Genomic DNA, 21,702 nt, shown 5'->3' with positions numbered 1-21,702 from the left:
GCCGTGCCCTTTTCAATACACGTCGCGCACATAACGCTTGTCCGCCGTCATGCGCGCCACGTAGGCCGCGGCGGCGTCGGCGTCCATGCCGCCGTGTTGCGCCACCAACTGCCTGAGCGTGGCGTCCACGTCGCGGGCCATTTGCGCGGCATCGCCGCAGACATAGAAATGCGCGCCCTCCTGCAGCCACGCCCATAGCTGCGCGCCATGCTCGCGCATGCGGTCCTGCACGTAGACCTTGGCGGTCTGGTCGCGTGAGAACGCCAGGTCCAGCCGCGTCAGCAGGCCGTCGTCGCGCAGCGCCTGCAGTTCGTCGCGATAGTAGAAATCGCTGGCCGCGTGCCGCTCGCCGAAGAACAGCCAGTTGCGGCCGCGGTCGCCGCGCGCCCGCCGTTCCTGCAGGAAGGCGCGGAACGGCGCCACGCCGGTGCCGGGTCCCACCATGATCATCGGCGTGTCGCCCTGGCGCGGCGGACGGAAATGGCTGGCTTCCTGCACGAAGACCGGCACGTCGGCCTCGCCGGCGCGGTCGGCCAGGAAGGTCGACGAGACGCCCTTGCGTTGCCGTCTGCCGTTGTCGTAGCGCACGGCGGACACGGTCAGGTGGACTTCGCCAGGATGCGCCTTGGCGCTGGAGGCGATGGAGTACAGGCGCGGCTGCAAGCGCTTGAGCGCGCCCAGCCACGCCTGCGCCGGCAGCGTCACCGGAAACGCGTGCAGCACGTCGGCCAGTTGCTTGCCCCACAGCCATTGGCGCAGGTCGGTGCGGCGCTCCTCTGCCAGCAATTGCCGCAGGCCGGGATCGCGGCTGTGCTCGGCGATCAACGCCAGCGCGGCCGGTGCCGGTCGCGCGATTTCGTAATGGGCGGACAGCGCCCGGGCCAGCGGCATGTCGCCCGCGCCCGGCACGCTGGCCACGGTATCGCCTGACAGCCCGGCCTGCGCCAGCAGTTCTTCCACCAGTTCGGGACAGTTCACCGGCCATACGCCGAGGGCGTCGCCGGCCTCGTAGTCCAGTCCCGTGCCGGCGATGTCCAGCGCCAGCGCGCGCGTGTCCTTGTCGCCGCAGGCGTTCAGCCGCTGGTTGCCGATCAGGCGTGCGGGGGCCGGACGCGTCCGGGAGGGCGGCGCGGGGCGCGTGCCGGCGGGCGGGGCGAGCGGCGCGGGCGGCGCGACGCGGACCGCCACGGTGGACGGGGCGTCCGCCGCCAGCGCCGCCGCGATGTCGTCCGGCATCAGGCCGGTGGCCGGATCATGTTGTTCCGCCTCGGCCGCATGGATGGCGGCGATGGCATTTTCCAGCCAGGCGTCGGCCGGCGCCTCGTAGTCCGTATCGCAATCGACCCGCGCAAGCAATGGCTGCGCGCCCAGTTGCCCCAGCCGCTGGTCGAGCCGGCGGCCGTGGCCGCAGAAGGCGTCATAGTTGCTGTCGCCCAGCGCCAGCACCGCATAGCGCATCGGCGCCAGCCGCGGCGCATCGGCGGCCGACAGGGCGCGCCACAGGCCCTGGCCGTTGTCCGGCGCGTCGCCGTCGCCGAAGGTGCTGGTGATCAGCAGCAGGTACTGCGTGCGAGCCAGGGCGTCGATCGCATAGTCGGCCATGCATGCGGTGCGCAACTCGAAGCCGGCCGCGGCCAGCGCGCTGGCGCTGCGTTCAACCAGCGATTCCGCATTGCCGGTCTGCGAGGCCCACAGCAGCGTCACGCGCGGGCGCGGGCCGATGATGCGGACGGCGCTTTCTTCCGTCCCGGCCGCCGCCGTGATTGCCGGCGCCGACGGCAATGGCGCGCGGCTGTACAAGCCATGCAGCAGGCCGTTCAACCATAGGCGGGTGGCGTCGTCGAAAGGCGCACGGACGGGCAGCTCGGGTATGCCGGACGCGCCGCCGGCCTGCCGCAATCCGCCAAGAAAGCCCGACAGGTAATGGCGCTGGCGCGCATCCAGCGCGGGTGGCTCGCCGCCAGCCAGGCCCAGCACGGCGGCCATGGCCTCGGCCGGCGCGGCCGCGCCAGCCAACGCGGCGACGGGCAGCGAGGCCGTATCGGCAGACCGGGGGCCGACGGCCACAGGCGCCTGTACGCGGCACAGCGCCACCGCGCAGAACTTCAGCTCCGGCTGCTGCGACACCGGGTCGACGGCATCGCTGGTGACGGCGTTGATGCAGAGTTCATCGCCATACACGTCGTTCCAGTGCATGGACGCGAAGCAGTTGCCCGGCCGCACCCGGTCGGTGACCACGGCGGGCAGCACCGCGCGGCCGCGGCGCGAGCGGATCTCGACGCCGTCGCCAGCGCCGATGCCCAGCGTTGCCGCGTCGTCCGGGTGAATCTCCACGAATGGCGCGGGATTGAGCTTGTTCAGCATCGGCACCTTGCCGGTCTTGGTCAGCGTATGCCATTGATGCTGCAGCCGCCCCGTGTTGAGCACCATGGGATAGTCGGCGTCGGGCAGCTCGGCCGGATCCACGTGCGGCCGCGCATGGAACCGCGCGCGGCCGTTGGCGGTGGCGAACACCAGGCGCGGGCGGGCGCCGTCGTCCGCCAGGAGCGATGGCTGGCTGACGCTGTCATTGAGATAGCGGATCGGGTTGCGGTCCGGCCCGTCGGCGCGCGCGCAGGGCCATTGCAGCGGCGTCTCGCGCAGCCGCGCATGGCTGGCGCCGCGCAGGTCGTAGCCGGTGGCGGGGTTGGCGAAGGCGGCGATTTCGTCGAACACCTCGGCCGCGCTGGCGTACTGGAACGCGTGGCCGTAGCCCATCTCGCAGGCCACGCCGACGATGATGCGCCAGTCGGGCAGCGCGTCCCCGGGCGGTGGCACGGCCTGTGGCATCAGCGTCAGGGTGCGTTCGGAATTGACCATCACGCCCTCGGCCTCGGCCCACAGCGCGCCCGGCAGCAGGATGTCGGCGTAGCGGTTGGTCTCGGTGTCCAGGTAGGCGTCCTGCGCGATCACCAGTTCCGCCGCCCGCAGCCCCGCCACCACATTGGCGCGGTTGGCCACGCTGGCCACCGGGTTGGTGCAGATGATCCAGCAGGCCTTGACCTCGCCCGCGGCCATGCGCTGGAACAGGTCGATGGTGCCTTGCCCGAGCCGCGTATGCAGCGTGCCGGCCGGCACGCCCCAGCGCGCCTCGACAAAGGCGCGGTCGGCGGCCGACAGCACGCTGCGCTGGCCCGGCAGGCCGGGACCCATGTAGCCCATCTCGCGCCCGCCCATGGCGTTGGGTTGGCCGGTCAGCGAGAACGGGCCGCTGCCGGGCCGGCAGATGCGGCCGGTGGCCAGGTGCAGGTTGCACAGCGCGTTGGTGTTCCAGGTGCCGTGGGTGCTCTGGTTCAGCCCCATGGTCCAGCAGCTCATCCATTCGGGCGCCGCGCCGATCCATTCGGCGGCCTGGCGCAGTTGCGCGGCGGGAATGCCGGTCAGCGCCTCGACCCGCTCGGGCGCGTAGTCGCGCAGGAAGTCCGGCATCGCCTCCCAGCCGTCGGTGTGGGCGGCGATGAAGGCTGCGTCGGTCTTGCCGGCCTGGTGCAGCAGGTGCAGCAGGCCGTTGAGCAGCGCCAGGTCGGTGCCCGGCCGGATCGCCAGGTGCAGGTGCGCCTTCTCGGCGGTGGTGGTGCGGCGCGGGTCGACCACGATCAGGCGCGCGCCGGCCTTGACCCGCTCCATCATGCGCAGGTACAGGATCGGATGGCAATCGGCCATGTTGGCCCCGATCACCAGGAACAGGTCGGCGCGGTCGATGTCCTGGTACGAGCCGGGCGGTCCGTCGGCGCCCAGCGACAGCTTGTAGCCGCTGGCGGCGCTGGCCATGCACAGCCTCGAATTCGATTCAATGTTGTTGGTGCCGATGAAGCCCTTGGCCAGTTTGTTGGCCAGGTATTGGGCCTCGACCGACATCTGCCCCGACACGTACAGCGACACCGCGTCCGGGCCATGCGCATCGATGATGGCGCGCAAGCGCGTGGCGGTGTCGCGCAGGGTGTCCGCCATCGGCCGCGGCGCCAGGTCCTGCCCGCGGCGGGCGCGCACGTAGGCGTGTTCCAGCCGTCCCGACTGGCGCAGGGCGATGTGGGCCGAGGACCCCTTGGTGCAGAGGCGGCCGAAGTTGCTGGGATGGTCGCGGTTGCCGGTGATCTTCACCACCTGCTCCCGTTCCACATGCAGGGTCATGCCGCAGCCCACGCCACAGTAGGGGCAGACGGTGTCCACGGTGCGCGGCGTGCCGCTCATGCTCGGCTCCAAAAAAGAAGGCGCCCTGCCTGCGCGGCCAGCGGGCCGGGCGGGCAGGGCGCCATTGCCCTGGTTCCCGGCGTGGCCGGGTCGATGTCCTGCCGATGCAAGTTCCATGCCAATCGCTTGCCACGGGCGGGCAGCGGGGCGCGGGGACAGGCGGCGTGCGCGGTGGTGCGCGGCCGCACCGGATTGGTGCGGCGCGGAACCGTTTGGGTGCGCGGCGGGTGCGGGGGCGCCGCGCCGCGCAGGCGTCAACGGGATGGCACGCTTATTGCTTTGATCGCCATACCGGGCCCGTGTCCGGCCAGACAACGCAAGCATTGCAGGCAACGGCGCCCGGACCCAACAGTCCCGGGCGCCGTTTGTCTTTTGAAACCCGAACGGCCCAGCCTGGATAGACCCATGAGCACAGCGACCTCCACGACTTCCATGCAGACCCTGATCGTCATCGGCAACGGCATGGTCGGCCATCACTGCGTCGAGCAACTGATCGAGCGCGGCGCGCTGGCGCGCTACCGCATCCTGGTGTTCGGCGAAGAGAGCCGGCGCGCCTACGATCGCGTGCACCTGTCCGAGTACATGGGCGGGCGCGACGCCGAGTCGATGGCCATGAGCGATGCCGCGTTCTATGAACGGCCCGGCCTGTCGCTGTGGCTGGGCGCGCCGGTGCTGCGCATTGACCGCCACGCGCGCCTGGTGGTGACGGCCGACGGCAGCCATGGCTACGACAAGCTGGTGCTGGCCACCGGCTCCTATCCCTTCGTGCCGCCGATCGCCGGCGCCGAGGGCGCGTCGCGCCTGGTGTACCGCACGCTCGATGACCTGGACCAGATCCGCGCGGCGGCCGATGGCGCCCGGCGGGGCGTGGTGGTGGGCGGCGGCCTGCTGGGCCTGGAGGCCGCCAACGCGCTCAAGTCGCTCGGGCTGGAGGCGCACGTGGTCGAGTTCGCGCCGCGCCTGATGCCGGTGCAGCTGGACGAGGCCGGCGGCGCCGCGCTCAAGGCGCGCATCGAGGCGCTGGGCGTGGGTGTGCACCTGTCGCGTGCGACGCAGGAAATCAAGCAAGGCACGCAATACCGCTACCGCATGCGCTTCGCCGAAGGCGCGCCGCTGGAGACCGACCTGATCGTGTTCTCGGCCGGCATCCGCCCGCGCGACGGCCTGGCGCGCCAGGCGGGCCTGACGGTGGCCGAGCGCGGCGGCGTCGCGGTCGACGGCCACTGCCGCAGCAGCGATGCGTCGATCTACGCCATCGGCGAATGCGCCGCGTTCGACGGCGCCATCTTCGGCCTGGTCGCGCCCGGTTACCAGATGGCGCGCGTGGTCGCCGCCGACCTCTGCGGCGAGGCCGGCGCGCCGTTCGCCGGCGCCGACATGTCGACCAAGCTCAAGCTGCTGGGCGTGGACGTGGGCTCGATCGGCGACGCCCACGGCGCCACGCCGGGCGCGCGCAGCTACCGCTACATCGACGAGGCCGGCGCCTCGTACCGCCGCCTGGTGGTGTCGGCCGACGGCAAGCGCGTGCTGGGCGCGGTGCTGGTGGGCGACAACAGCTACTACGACACCCTGCTGCAATACGCGCAGAACGGCATCGCGCCGCCAGCCGATCCGGCCAGCCTGATCCTGCCCGTTGGCCAGGGCGCGCCCGTACTGGGCGCCGGCGCGCTGCCGGCCAGCGCCACCATCTGTTCGTGCCACAACGTCAGCAAGGCCGCCATCTGTGACGCGCTGGACGGCGGCTGCGCCGACGTCGCCGGCGTCAAGGCCTGCACCAAGGCCGCCACCGGCTGCGGCGGCTGCGCGGCCCTGCTCAAGCAGGTGGTGGAACACGAACTGGCGAGCCGCGGCGTCGCGGTGGACAAGAGCCTGTGCGAGCACTTCGCCTACACCCGCCAGGAGCTCTACGCCATCGTGCGGGTGCAGGGCATCGAATCGTTCGAGGAACTGCTGGCGCGCCACGGCCGCGGCCACGTCGGCTGCGACCTGTGCAAGCCGACCGTGGCGTCGATCCTGGCCTCGTGCTGGAATCGCCCGATCCAGGATCCTCACCTGGTGCCGCTGCAGGACACCAACGACACCTTCATGGCCAACATGCAGAAGAACGGCACCTATTCGGTGGTGCCGCGCATCCCGGGCGGCGAGGTCACGCCCGACGGCCTGATCGCGATCGGCGCGGTGGCCAAGAAGTACAAGCTCTACACCAAGATCACCGGCGGCCAGCGCATCGACCTGTTCGGCGCGCAGCTGCACGAGCTGCCGGACATATGGGCCGAACTGATCGCCGCCGGCTTCGAGACCGGCCACGCCTACGGCAAGTCCACCCGCACCGTGAAGTCCTGCGTCGGCAGCACCTGGTGCCGCTACGGCGTGCAGGACAGCGTCGCCATGGCGCTGCGCATCGAAGACCGCTACAAGGGCCTGCGCGCCCCGCACAAGCTCAAGTTCGCGGTCTCCGGCTGCACCCGCGAATGCGCCGAGGCGCAAAGCAAGGACATCGGCGTCATCGCCACCGAGAACGGCTGGAACCTGTACGTGTGCGGCAACGGCGGCATGCGGCCGCGCCACGCCGAACTGTTCGCCCAGGACCTGGATGACGCCACCCTGATCCGCTACATCGACCGCCTGCTGATGTTCTACATCCGCACCGCCGACAAGCTGCAGCGCACCTCGGTCTGGCGCGAGTCGCTGGAAGGCGGCCTGGATTACCTGAAGGCCGTGGTCATCGACGACAGCCTGGGGCTGGGCGCCGAACTGGAGGCGCAGATGCAGCTGGTGGTGGACCGCTATGAATGCGAATGGGCCAACGCCCTGTCCGACCCGGAAAAGCTCAAGCGTTTCCGCACCTTCGTCAACGACGCCGCGGCGGATCCGGATATCCGCTTCGTGCAGGAGCGCGGCCAGCCGCGCCCGGCGCCGGCCGCGCGCGTGATTCCCATCGCCGAGGAGCTTGCCTGATGCGTTCGAATGCCGTGATTGCCCTGCGCCCGGAGACCGCACGTGACGCCACGCCCGACGCCGCGTCTTGGCGCCCCGCCTGCACCCGCCGCGACCTGGTCGCCGATTCCGGCGTGGTGGCGCTGGTGGACGGCCGCCAGGTGGCCCTGTTCTATCTGCCCGCCGTTGCCGGCGAAACGCTCTACGCCCTCGACAACCGCGACCCGAAATCGGGCGCCAACGTCATCGGCCGCGGCATCGTCGGCCACCTGGCCGGCGAACTGGTGGTGGCCTCGCCGCTGTACAAGCAGCACTTCCGGCTGCGCGACGGCGCCTGTGTCGAATACCCCGAACAATCGCTGAGGGCCTGGCCTGTGCGTTTCAATGGCGACGTCGTGGAAGTCCGGCCGCCCGCCGCGCAGTGAGGATGCCCGCCATGTCCGAACACGCCATGCCCTCGACCCTGCGCTTCCTGCTGGCGGCCCGCCGCAGCGAGCTGCACGGGCTCGAGGCCCTGGCGGCCACCTGCGAACTGGCCACCCTGGTCAGCAAGCTGGTGCACGTGCTGCAGAAGGAACGGGGTTCGTCCAACCTGTATCTGTGCGGCGGCCAGGACGCGCTGCGCCAGACGCTGGCGGGCCTCAGTTCCGACGCCTGCGCGGTCGAGGAAGAAGTGCGCCGCTTCCTCGACCGGCTGGAGCCGGATGCCACCCGCAGCGCCGGCAAGGCGCGCCTGCTCAACTGCATCGCGTACGCGCTGTACCGCCTGGACGAACTGCCGCGCACGCGCCGCGCCATCCGCGACCGCCGCGTGGCGGCGCAAGACGCTGGCGCGGTCTTCACGCGGCTCATCGGCAGCCTGTTCGCGCTGGTGTTCGAAGCCGCCGATTCGTCGCTGGACGCGGGCGTCACGCGCCTGTTGGTGGCGCTGCTCAATTTCATGCAGGGCAAGGAGCTGTGCGGCCAGGAGCGCGCCTATGGCGTCATGGGCTACACCGCCGGCTACTTCACCGAATCGCAAAAGGCCCGCCTGCTGGAACTGGCGGACCTGCAGAAGCGCTGCTTCGACAGTTTCGCGCAGTACGCCGGCGCGGATGCGCTGGCGGCGTGGGAGCGGCTGGAGCAGGGCGGCGGCCCGGTGCTGCGCTTGCGCGACATGGCGCTGCGCACCTCCGAGACCGAGCGCGTCGACGCCGGCCTGGCCGAGCTGTGGTTCGGCCTTTGCACCGAACGCATCGACGCCATGCGCGCGGTCGAGAGTCTGCTGGCCGAGGCCCTGACCCTGCAATGCCATCGCCGCATCGTCGAGACTCGCGCCGAGCTCGACAACCACCGGCTGCTGCTCAGCCGTTTCGCCGACCACGCCAGCGACGCGGCGCCCGCCATGCTGTTCCAGTTGCAGGGCCGCATTCTCGACGTGCCGCCGCAGGATGGCGTGGGCGAGGCCATGGAACGGTCCATCCTCGACCTGATGCGGGAACAGGCGCAGCGGCTGCGGCAGTCGGACGATGCGCTGGCGCTGGCCCGCGGCGCGCTGGAGGAACGGCGCCGGGTCGAGCGCGCCAAGTGGTTGCTGGTCAGCCGCCACGGCCTGAGCGAGCAGGCCGCGCACGACCGATTGCAGCGCGTGGCGATGGACCGGCGGCGCTCGCTCGACGACGTCGCGCGGCAGGTGCTGGCCGAGCTGGACGAGGCTCCGGGTTGAAAGGCGGGAAGGCGCGCTGCGCGGCTACGCCGTCGGCACCTCCCACAGCGCGTCGGGCAGGAAGCCGTCCTGTTCGCCCTTCCTGGCGTAGCCCAGCGGATTGGCCACCACGCGGCAGCCGTCCTTCACGTAGTCCAGCGGACAGTGCAGGTGGCCGTGCATCCAGACGTCCGCCAGCGGCAGCAGGCCGTCCAGCGCATTGCAGAAGCCGGCCGTGCCCGGCGTGACGCCGTAGCGCGGATCGGCGCTGGCCAGGCTGGGCGCGAAGTGGGTGATGGCCAGCGTCGGGCCGTCGAAGGGCGTGCGCAGCGCCTGTTCCAGCCAGGCCTGGCAGGCCAGGCCCTGTTCGCGCATCTGCTCGGCCATGAAGGGCGCGCCATGGCGCCGCATCTGCGCCTTCTCCAGGTAGAAATCGGCGGCCCGGAAGGCCTTGCCGCGCTTGGCCAGCACCTGCGTCAAGGTGTCGCCGGGCGCGGCCAGCGCGTCGAAATCGGTCCACAGCGTGGTGCCCACCAGGCGCACGCCATCGATGACCCGCGTTTCGCGTTCCAGCCACTGGATTTCCAGTTGTTGGCACAGCGTCTGCAGGCGCTCATGGGTCTCGTCGAAATCGAGGTTGTCGTATTCATGGTTGCCGGGCACGTAGACCACGGGCGTGGGCCAGCCATTGCGCGGCGCATAGCGGCCCAGGCCGAAGTCGTCCGTGGTCAGCCGCGAACGCTGCTGGTACGAACCGATGTCGCCAGCCAGCACCAGCAGGTCCGCGCCCGGGATGGGGTGGGCGACGAAGCCGGGGTCGGATTCCAGGTGCAGGTCGGACAGCAATTGAATTTTCATGGGCCGGGGGCTTGTTTTGGTTGCGATTCGCAAGTAAATTGGTTGCGACCCGCAACTTCAGGACGCGTCATCATGGATCTTATCGATTTTCCCACCCGATCCCGGGAACAGACCATCCGCGACCTGCGGGAATTCTCGCGCAAGCTGGTGCGCGAACTGGGTTTCATGCGGCCGTCGCTGGCCGGCAGCGACCTGGCGCCCTCGGCAGTGCACGCCATCATCGAAATCGGCCTGCAGCCCGGCATCCAGGCGCGCGACCTGGCGCTGGTGCTGCGGCTGGACAAGTCCAACACCAGCCGCCAGGTGGCCAAGCTGGAAGCGGCCGGCCTGGTGGCGCGCGAGAGCGACAGCGGCGACGCGCGCGCCTCGCGCCTGTCGCTCACGCCCGCCGGCCTGGACCTGCGCAACCGCATCGACCAGTTCGCCACCGAGCAGGTCTCGCGAGCGCTGCGCCAGCTGGCGCCGCCCGACCAGGAAATCCTGGTGCGCTACCTTTCCTTATATGCCGACGCCCTGTCGCGCGAGAACCCCAACACCCGCGCCGCCCAGGCCAGCGACGCGATCGAGTCGCAGATCCAGGAAGGCTACGCGTCGGGCTGTATCGGCGACGTGGCCGCGCTGCACGCGCGCTACTACGCCCAGGCCGCCGGCTTTGGCGTGGTGTTCGAGCGCCTGGTGGCCACGGGGCTGGCGGCCTTCGCCGAAAGCCTGCCCGCGCCCGGCAAGAACCTGTGGCGCTACACCGACGGCAACCGCACGCTGGCCTCCATCGCCATCGACAGCGATCTCGCGGCGCGCAGCGCGCACCTGCGCTGGTTCATCGTCGACGAGTCGCTGCGCGGCATGGGCGTGGGGCGGGCCTTGCTGGCGCGCGCCATGGCCTTCGTCGACAAGCTCGATATTGACGAAACGTATCTGTGGACCTTCAAGGGCCTGGACGCCGCGCGCCATCTCTATGAGTCGGCGGGCTTCGTGCTGACGCAGGAAGCCGAGGGCACGCAATGGGGCGGCGTGGTGGTCGAACAGCGCTTCAGCCGCGCGGCGCGCTGACCTCGCGCTGACGCATCTGGACACATACTGAGGCCGCGCGCACGCGCCGCGGCCGGCATTGACGCGCCAGCTTTCACGGCGCTGTCACTTCGCATTTCTAGACTCGCTGGGGTCTTGCCGATGCTTCGCGGCAAGGTCGGTCCTCCTCTTTCCCAAGAACCTCCCCATGCCCTCCACGAGTCTCGCAAGAACCCTTGCCGCGGTCCTGCTCGCCGCCGCCACGCTCGTCGCCTGTGGCGGCGACGACGATTCCTCGGATGATCCCGCGCCGCCGCCGGCCACCGAACAACCCAAGCCCGCGCCGCAACTGCGTTGCGCGCCGTAAGCGGCGGTTGCGCCGACCCCACCGATTCCGAGTACAACGATGACTTCCCGCCGCAATTTCCTCCAGACCGCCGCCGGCGCGGGCTTTGCCGCCGCCGCGCTCGCCGCCTTTCCGCCCAGCATCCGCCGCGCCCTGGCCATCCCCGCCAACAACGCCACCGGCACCATCAAGGATGTCGAGCATGTGATCATCCTGATGCAGGAGAATCGCTCGTTCGACCATTACTTCGGCACGCTCAAGGGCGTGCGCGGCTTCGGCGACCGCTTTCCGATTCCGCTCGCCAATGGCCGCAAGGTCTGGCAGCAGCAGCGCGCCAATGGCGCCGTGCTGACGCCGTTCCACATCGATGGCACCAGCCACAACGCGCAGCGCGCCGCCGGCACGCCGCACAGCTGGGACGACAGCCAACGCGCCTGGGACGGCGGCCGCATGGCGCAATGGCCCACGCACAAGAACGACATCTCGATGGGCTACTTCAAGGAACGCGAGATCCCGTTCCAGTTCGCGCTCGCCAATGCCTTCACCCTGTGCGACGCCCATCACTGTTCCATGCACACCGGCACCGACGCCAACCGCGCGTTCCACCTGACCGGCACCAACGGCGCGGTGCCCACCAACACCGCTTTCGTCAACAACGAATGGGACTGGATCGACGGCCTGCCCGCCAACGTCAACACCGGCTACACCTGGATGACCTATGCCGAGCGGCTGGAACAGGCTGGCGTCAGCTGGATCTCGTACCAGAACATGCCCGACGAATGGGGCGACAACATGCTGGGCGCGTTCCGCGCCTTCCGCCAGGCCAACGTGAATTCCGGCTATCCGGTCTCCAGCGGCGGCGAGCCCGGCGTGCCCTACGCCAACACCGGCCAGGCGTTGCCGTACAAGGCCTACGACCCCGCCACCGACAACGCCGCCAATCCGCTCTACAAGGGCATCGCCAACACGCTGCCGGGCACGGCGCCCGAAAACTACCTGGACGCCTTCAAGCGCGATATCCGCGAAGGCAGGCTGCCGCAAGTGTGCTGGATGAACGCGCCCTCGATCTACTGCGAACATCCCGGCCCGTCGAGTCCGGTGCAGGGCGCCTGGTTCCTGCAGGAAGTGCTGGACGCGCTGACCGCCGTGCCCGAGGTCTGGAGCAAGACGGTGCTGCTGGTGAACTTCGACGAGAACGATGGCTACTTCGACCACGTGCCGTCGCCGTCCGCGCCGTCGCGCGATGCCGGCGGCGGCCTGGCCGGCAAGACCACGCTGGCCGACGCCGACATGACGTTCGAGTACTTCACGCACGCCTCGCCCGCCGGCAGCACCACCCAGCCGGCGGCCAAGGACGGCCGCGTCTATGGGCCCGGCCCGCGCGTGCCGATGTACGTGATCTCGCCGTGGAGCCGCGGCGGCTGGGTCAACTCGCAGGTGTTCGACCACACCTCGGTGCTGCGTTTCCTGGAAGCGCGCTTCGGCGTGGCCGAGCCCAACATCAGCCCGTTCCGCCGCGCGGTCTGCGGCGACCTGACCAGCGCCTTCAACTTCAAGACGCCCAACACCGAGGCGCTGCCCACGCTGGCCGGGCGCGCCACGCGCGCCGCGGCCGATCAGTTGCGCACCGCGCAGGAAGCCCTGCCGCAGATGCCGCTGCCCACCGACATGCAGCTGCCGTTGCAGGCCAGCGGCACGCGCCCGTCGCGGGCCCTGCCGTACGAACTGCACACCAGCGCGCGCTGCGCCGCGGCCGGCACGGTGGAACTGCTGTTCGCCAACGGCGGCACGCAGGGCGCGGTGTTCCACGTCTACGACCGCTATCACCTGGACCGGCTGCCGCGCCGCTACATGGTCGAGGCCGGCAAGACGCTGTCCGACACCTGGAACGCGCTGCAGGACAACCTGGGCATGTACGACCTGTGGGTGTTGGGCCCCAACGGCTATCACCGCCACTTCAAGGGCGACACCAACCGCATCGCCGACAGCGGCTCGCTGCCCGAGATCAGGGTCTGTTACGACATCGCCAATGGCGAGGTCTATGCCGAGTTCCTCAACACCGGCGCCCAGGCCTGCACCTTCACCGTCACGCCGCAGGCCTACCGCCAGGACGCGCCGGTGGCGCTGGAGGTGGCGGGCGGCGGCAAGGCCTCCCGCCACTGGACGCTGGCGGCCAGCGGCCAGTGGTACGACTTTGCCGTCACCTGCTCCAGCGACCCGGCGTTCTATCGTCGCTTCGCCGGTCGCGTCGAGACCGGCGCGCACACGGTAAGCGATCCGGCCATGGGCGTGTCCGGCGCCTGACGCAGGGGCGCGCTCAGACGCGGAAGTCCGCCGCCATGTCCTCGTCGGTGCGCATGGGCAGCCTGCCCGCGCGGCAGGCGTCGCGGAAGTGGCGGTAGTCCTTTTCGTTCTGCCGCGCATAGTCCTGCGCGTAGGTCACCAGCGCTTGCGGAAAGGCGCTGGCGCGCCCCATGTACGCGGCCAGTTCCACCGCATGCCCGCTGGCCTTGGCATGGGCGCGCGCCAGCGCCCGGCCGCACAGCCGGGCGTAGCCGGTCAGGATCTTCAGGTTGAAGCTCTCGACGTCGGCCGACACCTTCATGTCGCGCAGCTGGCGGAAGTAATAATGCTTGCCGCGCGGGCCGGTCGACCAGCCCAGGAAGATGTCGCTGGCCGCCTGCAACAGGCGCTGTCCCGCCACCACGCGGAAACCGCCATGTGCCGGCGCCTTGTCGCGGGCATAACGCGCGATCACGGACTCGCGCGCTTCCTTGGCCTGCAGGAACAGCGGATTGCCCCAGCTGTCGACCATCAAGGCGACCAGGCACACGGTGCCGACGCTGCCCACGCCCACCACCTTGAACACCACGTCCTGCAGCGCGAAATGCTTGAGCAGTTCGCGCCGGTCCGGCGTCAGGCTGTCGAGATAGCCGCCGAAGCACTTGGCCATCTTCTTCTTCCAGGTGGCGGTGTCGGGCCAATGCTCGTCCTTGCCCAGCAGGGTGACGGGGCCGGACGGATGGAACATCGCCGGCGGCGCGTCGCGGATGCGCCACAGGCCATTGTCCTGGTACGCCATCTTGCGCAGCATGCTTTCGTTGGTGCGGCCGGCGGCCTTCTCCATTGCCTTGGCGATCAGCCGGCGGCCGGCGGGCGTCGTGGCGTCCTGCAGCATGCGTTCGAAGGTGAGGCCGTCGTACCAGACGTCCAGCGTGCTGTTCTGCGCGTATTCGTTCATCCGCGACTGGTACTCGGCCGCAGCCGCCATGACGATGTCGGCGCTATCGCCGCGGCCATAGCCCATGTGCGTCGCCGCCACCGCCAGGCTGGCCGCCAGGCGCTTGATGTCCCATTCCCATGGGCCGGGGGCGGTCTCGTCGAAGTCGTTCAGGTCGAACAGCAGTTGCCGTTCGGGCGTGGCGAAGCCGCCGAAATTGAGCAGGTGCGCATCGCCGCAAAGCGGAATCGAGATGCCGGTATGCGGCGTGCCCGCCAGGTCGTGCGCCTGCAGGATGGCGGCGCCGCGAAAGAAGGTGAAGGGGGAGGCCGCCATGCGCCCGTAGCGCAGCGGGATCAGGGCCTTGACGCGGCCATGGCTGTTGCCGCGCAACAACCTGACCGGATCGCGGTCGACGTTGCCGATGGCCGCGTGCGACGAACGCTTGACGTGCTCCCGGGCCTGTTGCCCGGCTGACCTGCGCGCTTGGATGCTGTCTGTCTCGAGCATGGCGGTTCCCTGGTCGCGGACCGGCGCCGATGGCCCGGCCTGTCGGCGGCAGTGTAGCGGGAGGCAGGCGCGGCGGCCAGCCCCCGCCTGGCGCATGCGCAGGGAGCCGGCGTCAGATGACGGTGATGCGCAGTTCCGCCAGCAGTGCCGCCGCCTGGGTCTTGGAGATCACCGCTCCGGCCAGCCTGGCGGCCGCCGACAGGTCGATGCCGCCCAGGTCGGCCTCGCGCAGGTCGGCGCCTTCGAAGCGCACGTTCTTGAGGGTGGCATGGCGCAGGCTGCCGCCGTGGAACACCGTATCGCGCAGGTCGCTGCCGGTCAGGTCGGCATCGGAAAAGTCCAGCTGCCGCAATTCGCTCTTGCGAAACGAGATGCCGCGCACCAGCGCGCCCACCAGCAGGCAGTCCTCCAGCGTCCAGCCCAGGCAGGCGATGCCGTCGAAGTCGGCGCCCGTGAGCTTGCAGCCGGTGTAGCGGGCCGCCGCCAGCCGCGCGCGGCGCCAGCTGGCGTTGTTCAGGTCGCAATGCTCGAAGATCGCGTCGCTGGCATCGGCCGAGGCGAAGACGGCGTGCCCGCCACGGCAGCGCCGCCAGACGGTGTCGGCCAGCGTGGCGCCCTGGAATGAGGCGCCGGCGATGGCGCAGGCGGTGAAACGGGCGCCGCGCAGGTCAAGCCGGGAAAAGTCGGCTTGCTCGAAATCGCAATCCTCGAAGGCCAGCGGCCTATCCTGCGCCTGGTCGATCATCGCCTGCATGGCCTGGCGGTCCACCGCCAGGCCGCTGACGACGTCCATGGATTGCTGCATCATGCCCATCTACTCAATCGGGTTGGTCGAACCCTTATTGGAACATGCCGCTTTCGACACAGAAGGCGACCAGTTCCTGGTCGGTCTGCACGTTCAGCTTGCGCATGGCGGAGATCTTCTGGCCGCTGACGGTCTTGACGCTGCGCTTGAGGCTGTCGGCCACCTGCATCATCGATTCGCCGCGGATGAAATGCCGCAGCACCTCGAATTCCTTGGGCGACAGGCTGTTGATGCGCTCGCCGACGAACTTGTGGCGCGCGGCCAGGGAACCCTCGCGCTGGAAGCCGGGTGGATAGTATTTGCGCCCCAGCTGCAGCGCGTGCAGCGCGGTAACGATCTCGCTCAGGTCGTCGCGCTTGAACACCACGGCCTCGACGCCGGCGTCATACAGCGCCGAAATGATCATGGGATTGGACACCATGGTCAGCACGACGATGCGGGCGCCGGGAAAGTGGCGGATCAGGTACTTGACCAGGCGGATGCCGTCGCCGTAGATCTCGTCGCCCGGCATCGAGTAATCGGTGATGACGACTTGCGGCAGATCGCGCTTCATGTGCTCCACCAGCGCGGTGGGGCTGGCCAGCGTCGCCACGACGTCGAAGCTCAGGTCCTTGTTCAGCAGGTCGGTCATGCCCATCAGCACGAGCGGATGGTCATCGGCGATGACGATGCGGAGTCTTTGCATGCGAGGCGCAGTCAGGTTGGCCGGGACGGCATACGGATTATTCTGCACCAGGATCCGGACTTGAACCAAAATGTTTCGAAGCCAGGGCGTAAGACGGAATCGTATCGACGTTTGCGGATTCGGACCATAAGAAGAATCTCAAAAATTGGGGACAGCCATTGTCGCTTGATCCGTTCGCTCGGGCGTGAGGCGATCGCCGGGGCCAACCGCGTCCCCGCCGCTCCCGCGGCGCGCGCGCGCCGCGATTGAGAATTTTCTTGTTCAATCGCCGCTGTGCCTTTGGCAACATCGTCCTCGTACCAGATTCTGTCTTCCGCCCGCCGCGCCGCGGCCGGAATCCCGGCGCCACCGCGCTCACACGAGGTTCCATGATGTTTCCCCCCGCGCGCCGTTCCTGGCCGGCATCTGCGGCCAGGCCGCGCCATGCGTGATGCCGCTCGCCGTTGGCCGCCACGCGAGGAATCCCTGTTCCTGCGGTTCCAGCCCGTGTTCACGGCGCAGGGCCAGGTGCACGAGTACGCCGTCGCGGACAGCATCACGCCGTTGCGCAGCGGCAGCCCGGGCCTCATGGCGCAGCGGGCCCGGCTGCGGGCCGCCGTGGCCTTCGCGGCCGGGCTTCCCGCCCCGCTCGACCTGTCCTTCGAACACGCGTTGACCGTGCCGGACGGCACAGACGTGGCGCGGCGGCTGTGCGCCGATCTCGATATCAGCGTGTCGCGCGATCATATCTGCCTTGGCCCGGCGGCCGGCAACACGCCGCTGCAACTGGCCACCCGGCGCCTGACCTTCAGCGTGCCGCTGTTCCGGCGTCTGCTGCCGCAGGCGCACGTGCTGGCCTGCCACACCGAATTCCGCGCCAGCCTGCGCGCGCGGCTGCTGCCGGCCAGTTGCGGCGGCAAGCCGGTGGCCAGCGGTGTCATGCGCGTGACCGGCCTGACACTGCGCATTCCTCGCGGCCTGGGCGCCGACCGCGCGCAGCAGCGCCGCTTCGACTCCCTCATGGAATGCGCGACGGCCGCCAAGCTGCAGGTGACGATCGACGACATCGAAGACATGCACGATTTCGTCTGGCTGCGGCCGCGGCCCGGCCTGCTGTTCCGCGGCACGGTCCTGTCGGCGCCGATCAGCGCGCAATGCCTGGACGTCTGGTTGCAGGCCGACGGCGATGCCTGGCGAAGCTTCCATGCCTGCACCGCCCGGCCCAGCTGGACCGAGCGCTGACCGGCAGCCCGGCGGGGCGCGGCGGCGTCTTCGGCCCACGCCGGCCCCGGTTGGCACGGCTTATTCGGACTGCAGGCGGCCCAGGATGAAACCGTCCACCGCGCTGCTGCGGCCACGCCAGAGCGTGGGCTGGCCGGCGATCGGCGTGCCGTCGGCGGTGAAGAACAGCGCATCCACCAGGTGGATGTAGTTGGGCAGGGGCTCGGCCGGCTGCGGCAGGCGGAACACGTCGCCCAGTTCCGCCAGCGACGTGCGCACCGATTGGCGCGCCTGTGTGTCCATGTCGGAGAGCGAGTCGGAGAAGGTTTCGGCGAAGCGGTCGAAATACTCCGCGCCCGACACGATCGAACCCGACACCAGCATGCCGCCCATCTGCAACGTGACGCCGATGCTCTTGAGCTGGCCGCCGTTGTTCACCAGGTTCACCAGGAATTGCAGGAACACGTCGGCGGGCGGGGCGACGGAGGCGGAAGGGAGGGAAGTGGGGTTCGGGTCGAGACTCATGGCGGCGCGCGCTCCGGTATGTGCGTGGGAGTCACAAGATACTCGAACGGCAGCCGGCGCGCACGGGCCGCAATCTACGGATAAGCAACCGGATCGGCCCTCAGTCCGGCGCTTCGGCCGGCCGTTGGACGGGGTAACTTGCGGACCATCGAGATGACCCGCATAAAGGTTTCCCCATGATCGCCGTGAATGCCAGTAACGCCGCCAACCGGGCCGGCTTCCGTACGTCTGATGCCGCCAGCGGCGATGCGTTCCGCGCGGCGTTCACCGACGCGCAGCAACGCGGCGCTTCGGCCCTGGCCGGTGGCGTCAAGGGAGCGGCGCCGGTCGCGTCGGCCGCCGAGCGCGAGTTCATGGACTACGCTTCCATGTCGCTGCAGGAAAAGATGTTCTACGCCGCGCTGGCATCGCTCGGCATTTCCAAGGCGGAATACGACGCCATGTCCGCGGCCGACAAGCTCAAGGTCGCGGAAAAGGTATCGTTGGTCCTGCAGCAATTGGCCAAGGCCGAACAGGCCAGGCAGGTCGAGCACGCCGGCTGAGCGCGCCCGGCCCGGGCCGTCAGCCGCCGGCAGGGCCGTCCGGCAGGCTGCCCGGCGCGGTCTCCCGCCGTTGCAGCATGCGCGCGACGCGCTCTGCCGCGGTGCGCAGGCGCAACGCCAGCGCGGCGGGCGCCAGCACATCGAACTCCACTTCCAAGGCCATCAGCCAGTACGCCAGCGCATCCAGCGACTGGCCCGAGCAGCGTAGCAGGCAGCGATCGTCGTCCAGGGCGTCGATCTCGCCGACGGCTGCCGGAATGCGCGCGGTCATCGCCGCGCGCGTGGCATGAAGGACGATGCGCGCCTCTTCGCCGTTGGCGGCCTGCCCCACCGATCGCGCCACGTAGGCGCGCAGGTCGCCGCCATCGGGCGGCGGGCGTGGCGCAAAATGCGCGCCCGGCGTCACTGCGCCCGCGATACGATCGAGCCGGAAGGTGCGCCAGTCCGCGCGCGCCGGATCCCACGCCACCAGATACCAGCGATAGCCCGTATGGGCCAGCCCCTGCGGCTCGACCTGGCGGCTGGTGGCCTGTCCACGGCCGTCGGTATAGTCGAAATGCACGCGCAGCTGGTCGCGGCAGGCGGCAGCCAGGGCGGCCAGCTGGCTGGCATCGATCAGCGGACCGGCGCGCGGCACCGGCACCAGCGCCGTGCGCAGCGCATCCACCTTGTGGCGCAGCCTGGCAGGCATGACCTGTTCCAGTTTCACCAGCGCGCGCAGCGCCGCTTCCTCGGCGCCACCCACCGAACCGGTGGCCGCGGTGCGCAGCGTGATCGCCACCGTCAGCGCCTCGTCGTCATCCAGCAGCAAGGGCGGCAGGGCGTTGCCCGCGCGAAACGCATAGCCGCCCGCCACGCCGCTGCTGGCCTGGATCGGGTAGCCCAGCTCGCGCAGCCTGTCGATGTCGCGCCGCAATGTGCGGGGGTGGATCTCCAGCGTCTGCGCCAGTTCGCCGCCGGCCCAGTGGCGGCGGGTCTGCAGCAGGGAAAGCAGGCGCAGGAGTCGATTGCTGGAAGCGAGCATGGCAGTGACGATAAAACGAATCGAGGGCGGAAACTGTCCGCAATGGATTCTACAGTTCACGCCATCGCCAGCGGCCATGGGGCCGCGGCGGGAATCCCTGAAAACCGGAGTTCTTCATGTCCATCGTCTTCTATTGGCACCCCCAGTCCAGCGCCTCCCCGATCGCCGCCGCCCTGGCCGAGCTGCAAGTCCCGCACGAACGCGTGAAGGTCGACATCCGCGCCGGCGAACAGCGCCGGCCCGAGTTCCTGGCGATCAATCCGAACGGCAAGGTGCCGACGCTGACCGTGGACGGCGCGCCGCTGTTCGAGGCGCTGGCGATCCAGCTGTGGCTGGGCGAGCACTGGGGCGTCGAGCGCGGCCTGTGGCCCGCCGCGGGCACGCCGCAACGGCTGGCCGCCATGTCCTGGTGCGCGTGGTCCTATGTGTCGTATGGCGCGGTGCTGTGGCGCCTGTTCCACCTCGGCCATGGCGATGAAGGCCAACGCGATCCGCGCCAGGCGGAGCGGGCGCTGGCAGACCTGGATTCGCTGCTGGCGGTGCTGGAGGGCCACCTGGCGCGCCAGCCGTGGATGCTGGGCGCCGAGTATTCGCTGGCCGACCTGGTGGTGGGGTCGGTGATCGGCTACAGCGCGATGCTGGGGGCGCCGATCGCGGCCCACCCCAAGGTGCAGGCCTGGCTGGGCAAGGTGCAGGCGCGGCCGGCCATGCAGGTCGACCGCTGAGGCGGCCCCGCGCCTACCAGCCCCAGCAGGTGCCGGCGGCGGGCTTGCCGCAGGCGCGGTAGTTGACCGCGAACCACAGCTTGCCGGCGCCGCGCGGCGAGCCTTCCGGCGACGCGTCGGCCTTGACGTCGTTGCGCGGCAGTTCTTCGAGCGTATCGCGCGCCTTCTTGGTGGGCGAGCCGCTGGGGGCGCCCGCCACCAGCTGGATGCGGCCCAGGCTGGCGGCCGTGCGGTCCTGGAACACGATGTCGTTGTCGGCCAGCGCGCTCATCTTCAGCGCGGCGTTGCGCACCGCGGCGGCGTAGCCGTCGTTGGCGCCGGTGGAGGCCAGCGACGCATTCAGCGTGCTCACGGTCAGGATCTGCGCGGGCGTGGACGGCGCCATCATGGCGTACTGGTCCAGGCCCGGCAACTGGCCGCCGGCCACCTGCCGGCGCAGCCAGTCGCCCCACAGGAATTCCGCGAACTCCGGCAGGTTGCCGTTGCTGTAGGCGATGTCGCGGGTGAAGTACACCAGCGAGCGGTAGCGGTCTTCCTGCATGCCGCCGGCTTCCTGCGCGTTGGCGATGCCCAGCCGCGTCGGCAACTGGTCCACCGTGATGGGCTGGTTCTGGCCGTCGCGCAGCCAGGCCTTGCGTTCGTCGACCATGCGTTGCCAGAACGCCGCGGCGCTGCCGACGCCGCTGTAGTTGGCATCGACCTTGACCCACACCGGCAGCTTGGGCCCGCCATCGGCGATCTCGCGCAGCGACGAGAAGGTGTGGTGGCCGTCGGTCAGGTACAGATTGCCGTCCCAGCCGACCACCACGGTCTTCAGGTTGGCGGGATCGGCGCCCATGGCGGCGGTGCAGCTGAAGGTGGCCGGCTGGTCCAGGCGCGCCGCCCGCAATTGCGCAATCGATGTGAAGGCCTGGGAGGTGGTGGCGCCCATGTCCTCGCAATAGTCGCTGAACTTCTTGCCGACCGTGCGGTTCAGGTAGTCCAGTTGCTTGACCGGGTCGGCCGCCCAGGTGGCGCGATTGAAGTCGCCTTGCCAGCGGCCCAGCTTGTAGTAGATCTGGTCGTAGCCGATCGCGGCCTGCGTCGGCCGCAGTTCCTCGATGCGCACCTGGATCACGTCGCCGGCCTTGGCCGCCAGGTAGGCCTGGTTGCGCGTGTCCGCCGGCGGCGCCGGATTCTGCGCCACCGGGGGGCTGGTGTCGTCGTCATCGTCGTCGCCGCCGCCGTTGCAGGCGGCCAGCAGCAGCGGCAGCGTGGCCAGGGCCAGGATCCGCAGCGCGGGGCGCCAGCGAGCGGTGAACGGACGGGGCAGGTCGGAAGCAGGCATGCGGGACATGGATTTGGAGGATTGGTCCGAGAAGTATCCAATGATGACAGCGCCGTGTTTCGCGTTCATTGCATCG

General features: G+C 69.8%; 17 protein-coding genes. 9 read left to right on the top strand and 8 right to left on the bottom strand.

The genetic code is table 11. The features are described 5' to 3' along the window. Positions 1 to 12: 12 nt before the first annotated feature. On the bottom strand, positions 13 to 4,230 hold the full coding sequence (locus ACUTAG_RS09250; RefSeq protein ID WP_148317057.1) for a bifunctional nitrate reductase/sulfite reductase flavoprotein subunit alpha: 4,218 nt from the start codon (positions 4,228 to 4,230) through the stop codon (positions 13 to 15). A gap of 405 nt (positions 4,231 to 4,635) precedes the next feature. On the opposite strand from ACUTAG_RS09250, the gene nirB reads away from it, so the two are divergent. Genes nirB through ACUTAG_RS09235 form a run of 3 tightly spaced genes read left to right on the top strand, consistent with a single transcriptional unit; the run spans position 4,636 to position 8,872 of the window. Then, positions 4,636 to 7,188: a nitrite reductase large subunit NirB gene (nirB, locus tag ACUTAG_RS09245; protein ID WP_148317055.1), complete on the top strand. Its 2,553-nt coding sequence runs from the start codon at positions 4,636 to 4,638 to the stop codon at positions 7,186 to 7,188. Continuing rightward, positions 7,188 to 7,592, top strand: coding sequence for a nitrite reductase small subunit NirD (nirD, locus tag ACUTAG_RS09240; protein WP_006387349.1), 405 nt, complete (start codon positions 7,188 to 7,190; stop codon positions 7,590 to 7,592). The genes nirB and nirD overlap by 1 nt, the downstream gene beginning before the upstream one ends. Positions 7,593 to 7,603: 11 nt before the next feature. Beyond that, entirely contained in the window at positions 7,604 to 8,872 is a 1,269-nt protein-coding gene (locus ACUTAG_RS09235) for a nitrate- and nitrite sensing domain-containing protein (RefSeq protein ID WP_054445983.1), read from the top strand. 24 nt (positions 8,873 to 8,896) lie between these two features. Here ACUTAG_RS09235 and ACUTAG_RS09230 read toward each other — a convergent pair whose 3' ends face one another. Continuing rightward, complete coding sequence (locus ACUTAG_RS09230) at positions 8,897 to 9,709, bottom strand: metallophosphoesterase (protein ID WP_006387351.1); 813 nt, start codon at positions 9,707 to 9,709, stop codon at positions 8,897 to 8,899. Positions 9,710 to 9,781: 72 nt separating this feature from the next. On the opposite strand from ACUTAG_RS09230, the gene ACUTAG_RS09225 reads away from it, so the two are divergent. From ACUTAG_RS09225 to ACUTAG_RS09215, 3 genes are all read left to right on the top strand, one after another. Continuing rightward, complete coding sequence (locus tag ACUTAG_RS09225) at positions 9,782 to 10,759, top strand: GNAT family N-acetyltransferase (protein ID WP_006387352.1); 978 nt, start codon at positions 9,782 to 9,784, stop codon at positions 10,757 to 10,759. Positions 10,760 to 10,925: 166 nt separating this feature from the next. Further along, the gene (locus ACUTAG_RS09220) at positions 10,926 to 11,084 is read left to right on the top strand and encodes a hypothetical protein (protein WP_020926500.1); all 159 of its coding nucleotides are present in this window, start codon (positions 10,926 to 10,928) and stop codon (positions 11,082 to 11,084) included. A gap of 39 nt (positions 11,085 to 11,123) precedes the next feature. Continuing rightward, a complete protein-coding gene (locus ACUTAG_RS09215) occupies positions 11,124 to 13,367 on the top strand; it encodes a phosphocholine-specific phospholipase C (protein ID WP_446650090.1) in 2,244 nt (747 codons plus the stop codon). Positions 13,368 to 13,380: 13 nt separating this feature from the next. On the opposite strand, the gene ACUTAG_RS09210 is transcribed toward ACUTAG_RS09215, so the two are convergent. The 3 genes from ACUTAG_RS09210 to ACUTAG_RS09200 form a co-directional block, all read right to left on the bottom strand. Further along, positions 13,381 to 14,793, bottom strand: a complete 1,413-nt coding sequence (locus tag ACUTAG_RS09210; protein ID WP_020926502.1) for a DUF2252 domain-containing protein — start codon at positions 14,791 to 14,793, stop codon at positions 13,381 to 13,383. Positions 14,794 to 14,905: 112 nt separating this feature from the next. After that, complete coding sequence (locus ACUTAG_RS09205) at positions 14,906 to 15,607, bottom strand: pentapeptide repeat-containing protein (RefSeq protein ID WP_392388245.1); 702 nt, start codon at positions 15,605 to 15,607, stop codon at positions 14,906 to 14,908. 25 nt (positions 15,608 to 15,632) lie between these two features. After that, positions 15,633 to 16,283, bottom strand: coding sequence for a response regulator (locus ACUTAG_RS09200; RefSeq protein ID WP_026384118.1), 651 nt, complete (start codon positions 16,281 to 16,283; stop codon positions 15,633 to 15,635). A gap of 423 nt (positions 16,284 to 16,706) precedes the next feature. On the opposite strand from ACUTAG_RS09200, the gene ACUTAG_RS09195 reads away from it, so the two are divergent. After that, entirely contained in the window at positions 16,707 to 17,504 is a 798-nt protein-coding gene (locus tag ACUTAG_RS09195) for a hypothetical protein (protein ID WP_148317051.1), read from the top strand. A 60-nt stretch (positions 17,505 to 17,564) separates the two neighbouring features. Here ACUTAG_RS09195 and gvpU read toward each other — a convergent pair whose 3' ends face one another. Further along, a complete protein-coding gene (gene gvpU, locus ACUTAG_RS09190; RefSeq protein ID WP_020926506.1) occupies positions 17,565 to 18,008 on the bottom strand; it encodes a gas vesicle accessory protein GvpU in 444 nt (147 codons plus the stop codon). A gap of 176 nt (positions 18,009 to 18,184) precedes the next feature. On the opposite strand from gvpU, the gene ACUTAG_RS09185 reads away from it, so the two are divergent. Further along, on the top strand, positions 18,185 to 18,550 hold the full coding sequence (locus ACUTAG_RS09185; RefSeq protein WP_020926507.1) for a hypothetical protein: 366 nt from the start codon (positions 18,185 to 18,187) through the stop codon (positions 18,548 to 18,550). 19 nt (positions 18,551 to 18,569) lie between these two features. Here the strand turns inward: ACUTAG_RS09185 and ACUTAG_RS09180 are convergent, their stop codons facing one another. Then, positions 18,570 to 19,574, bottom strand: a complete 1,005-nt coding sequence (locus ACUTAG_RS09180; protein WP_054445758.1) for a helix-turn-helix transcriptional regulator — start codon at positions 19,572 to 19,574, stop codon at positions 18,570 to 18,572. A gap of 116 nt (positions 19,575 to 19,690) precedes the next feature. On the opposite strand from ACUTAG_RS09180, the gene ACUTAG_RS09175 reads away from it, so the two are divergent. Further along, positions 19,691 to 20,299: a glutathione S-transferase family protein gene (locus ACUTAG_RS09175; RefSeq protein WP_006387357.1), complete on the top strand. Its 609-nt coding sequence runs from the start codon at positions 19,691 to 19,693 to the stop codon at positions 20,297 to 20,299. Between the two features lie 13 nt (positions 20,300 to 20,312). On the opposite strand, the gene ACUTAG_RS09170 is transcribed toward ACUTAG_RS09175, so the two are convergent. Beyond that, positions 20,313 to 21,635 carry a ParB/Srx family N-terminal domain-containing protein gene (locus ACUTAG_RS09170; RefSeq protein ID WP_081247783.1) on the bottom strand — a complete coding sequence of 441 codons (1,323 nt, stop codon included), beginning with the start codon at positions 21,633 to 21,635 and terminating at the stop codon, positions 20,313 to 20,315. Positions 21,636 to 21,702: the final 67 nt, after the last annotated feature.

This window comes from Achromobacter sp. CSND-B12 (genome assembly GCF_052906545.1).
Note: the sequence above shows the minus strand (reverse complement) of the source record. Positions and strands in the feature narration are given on the sequence as shown.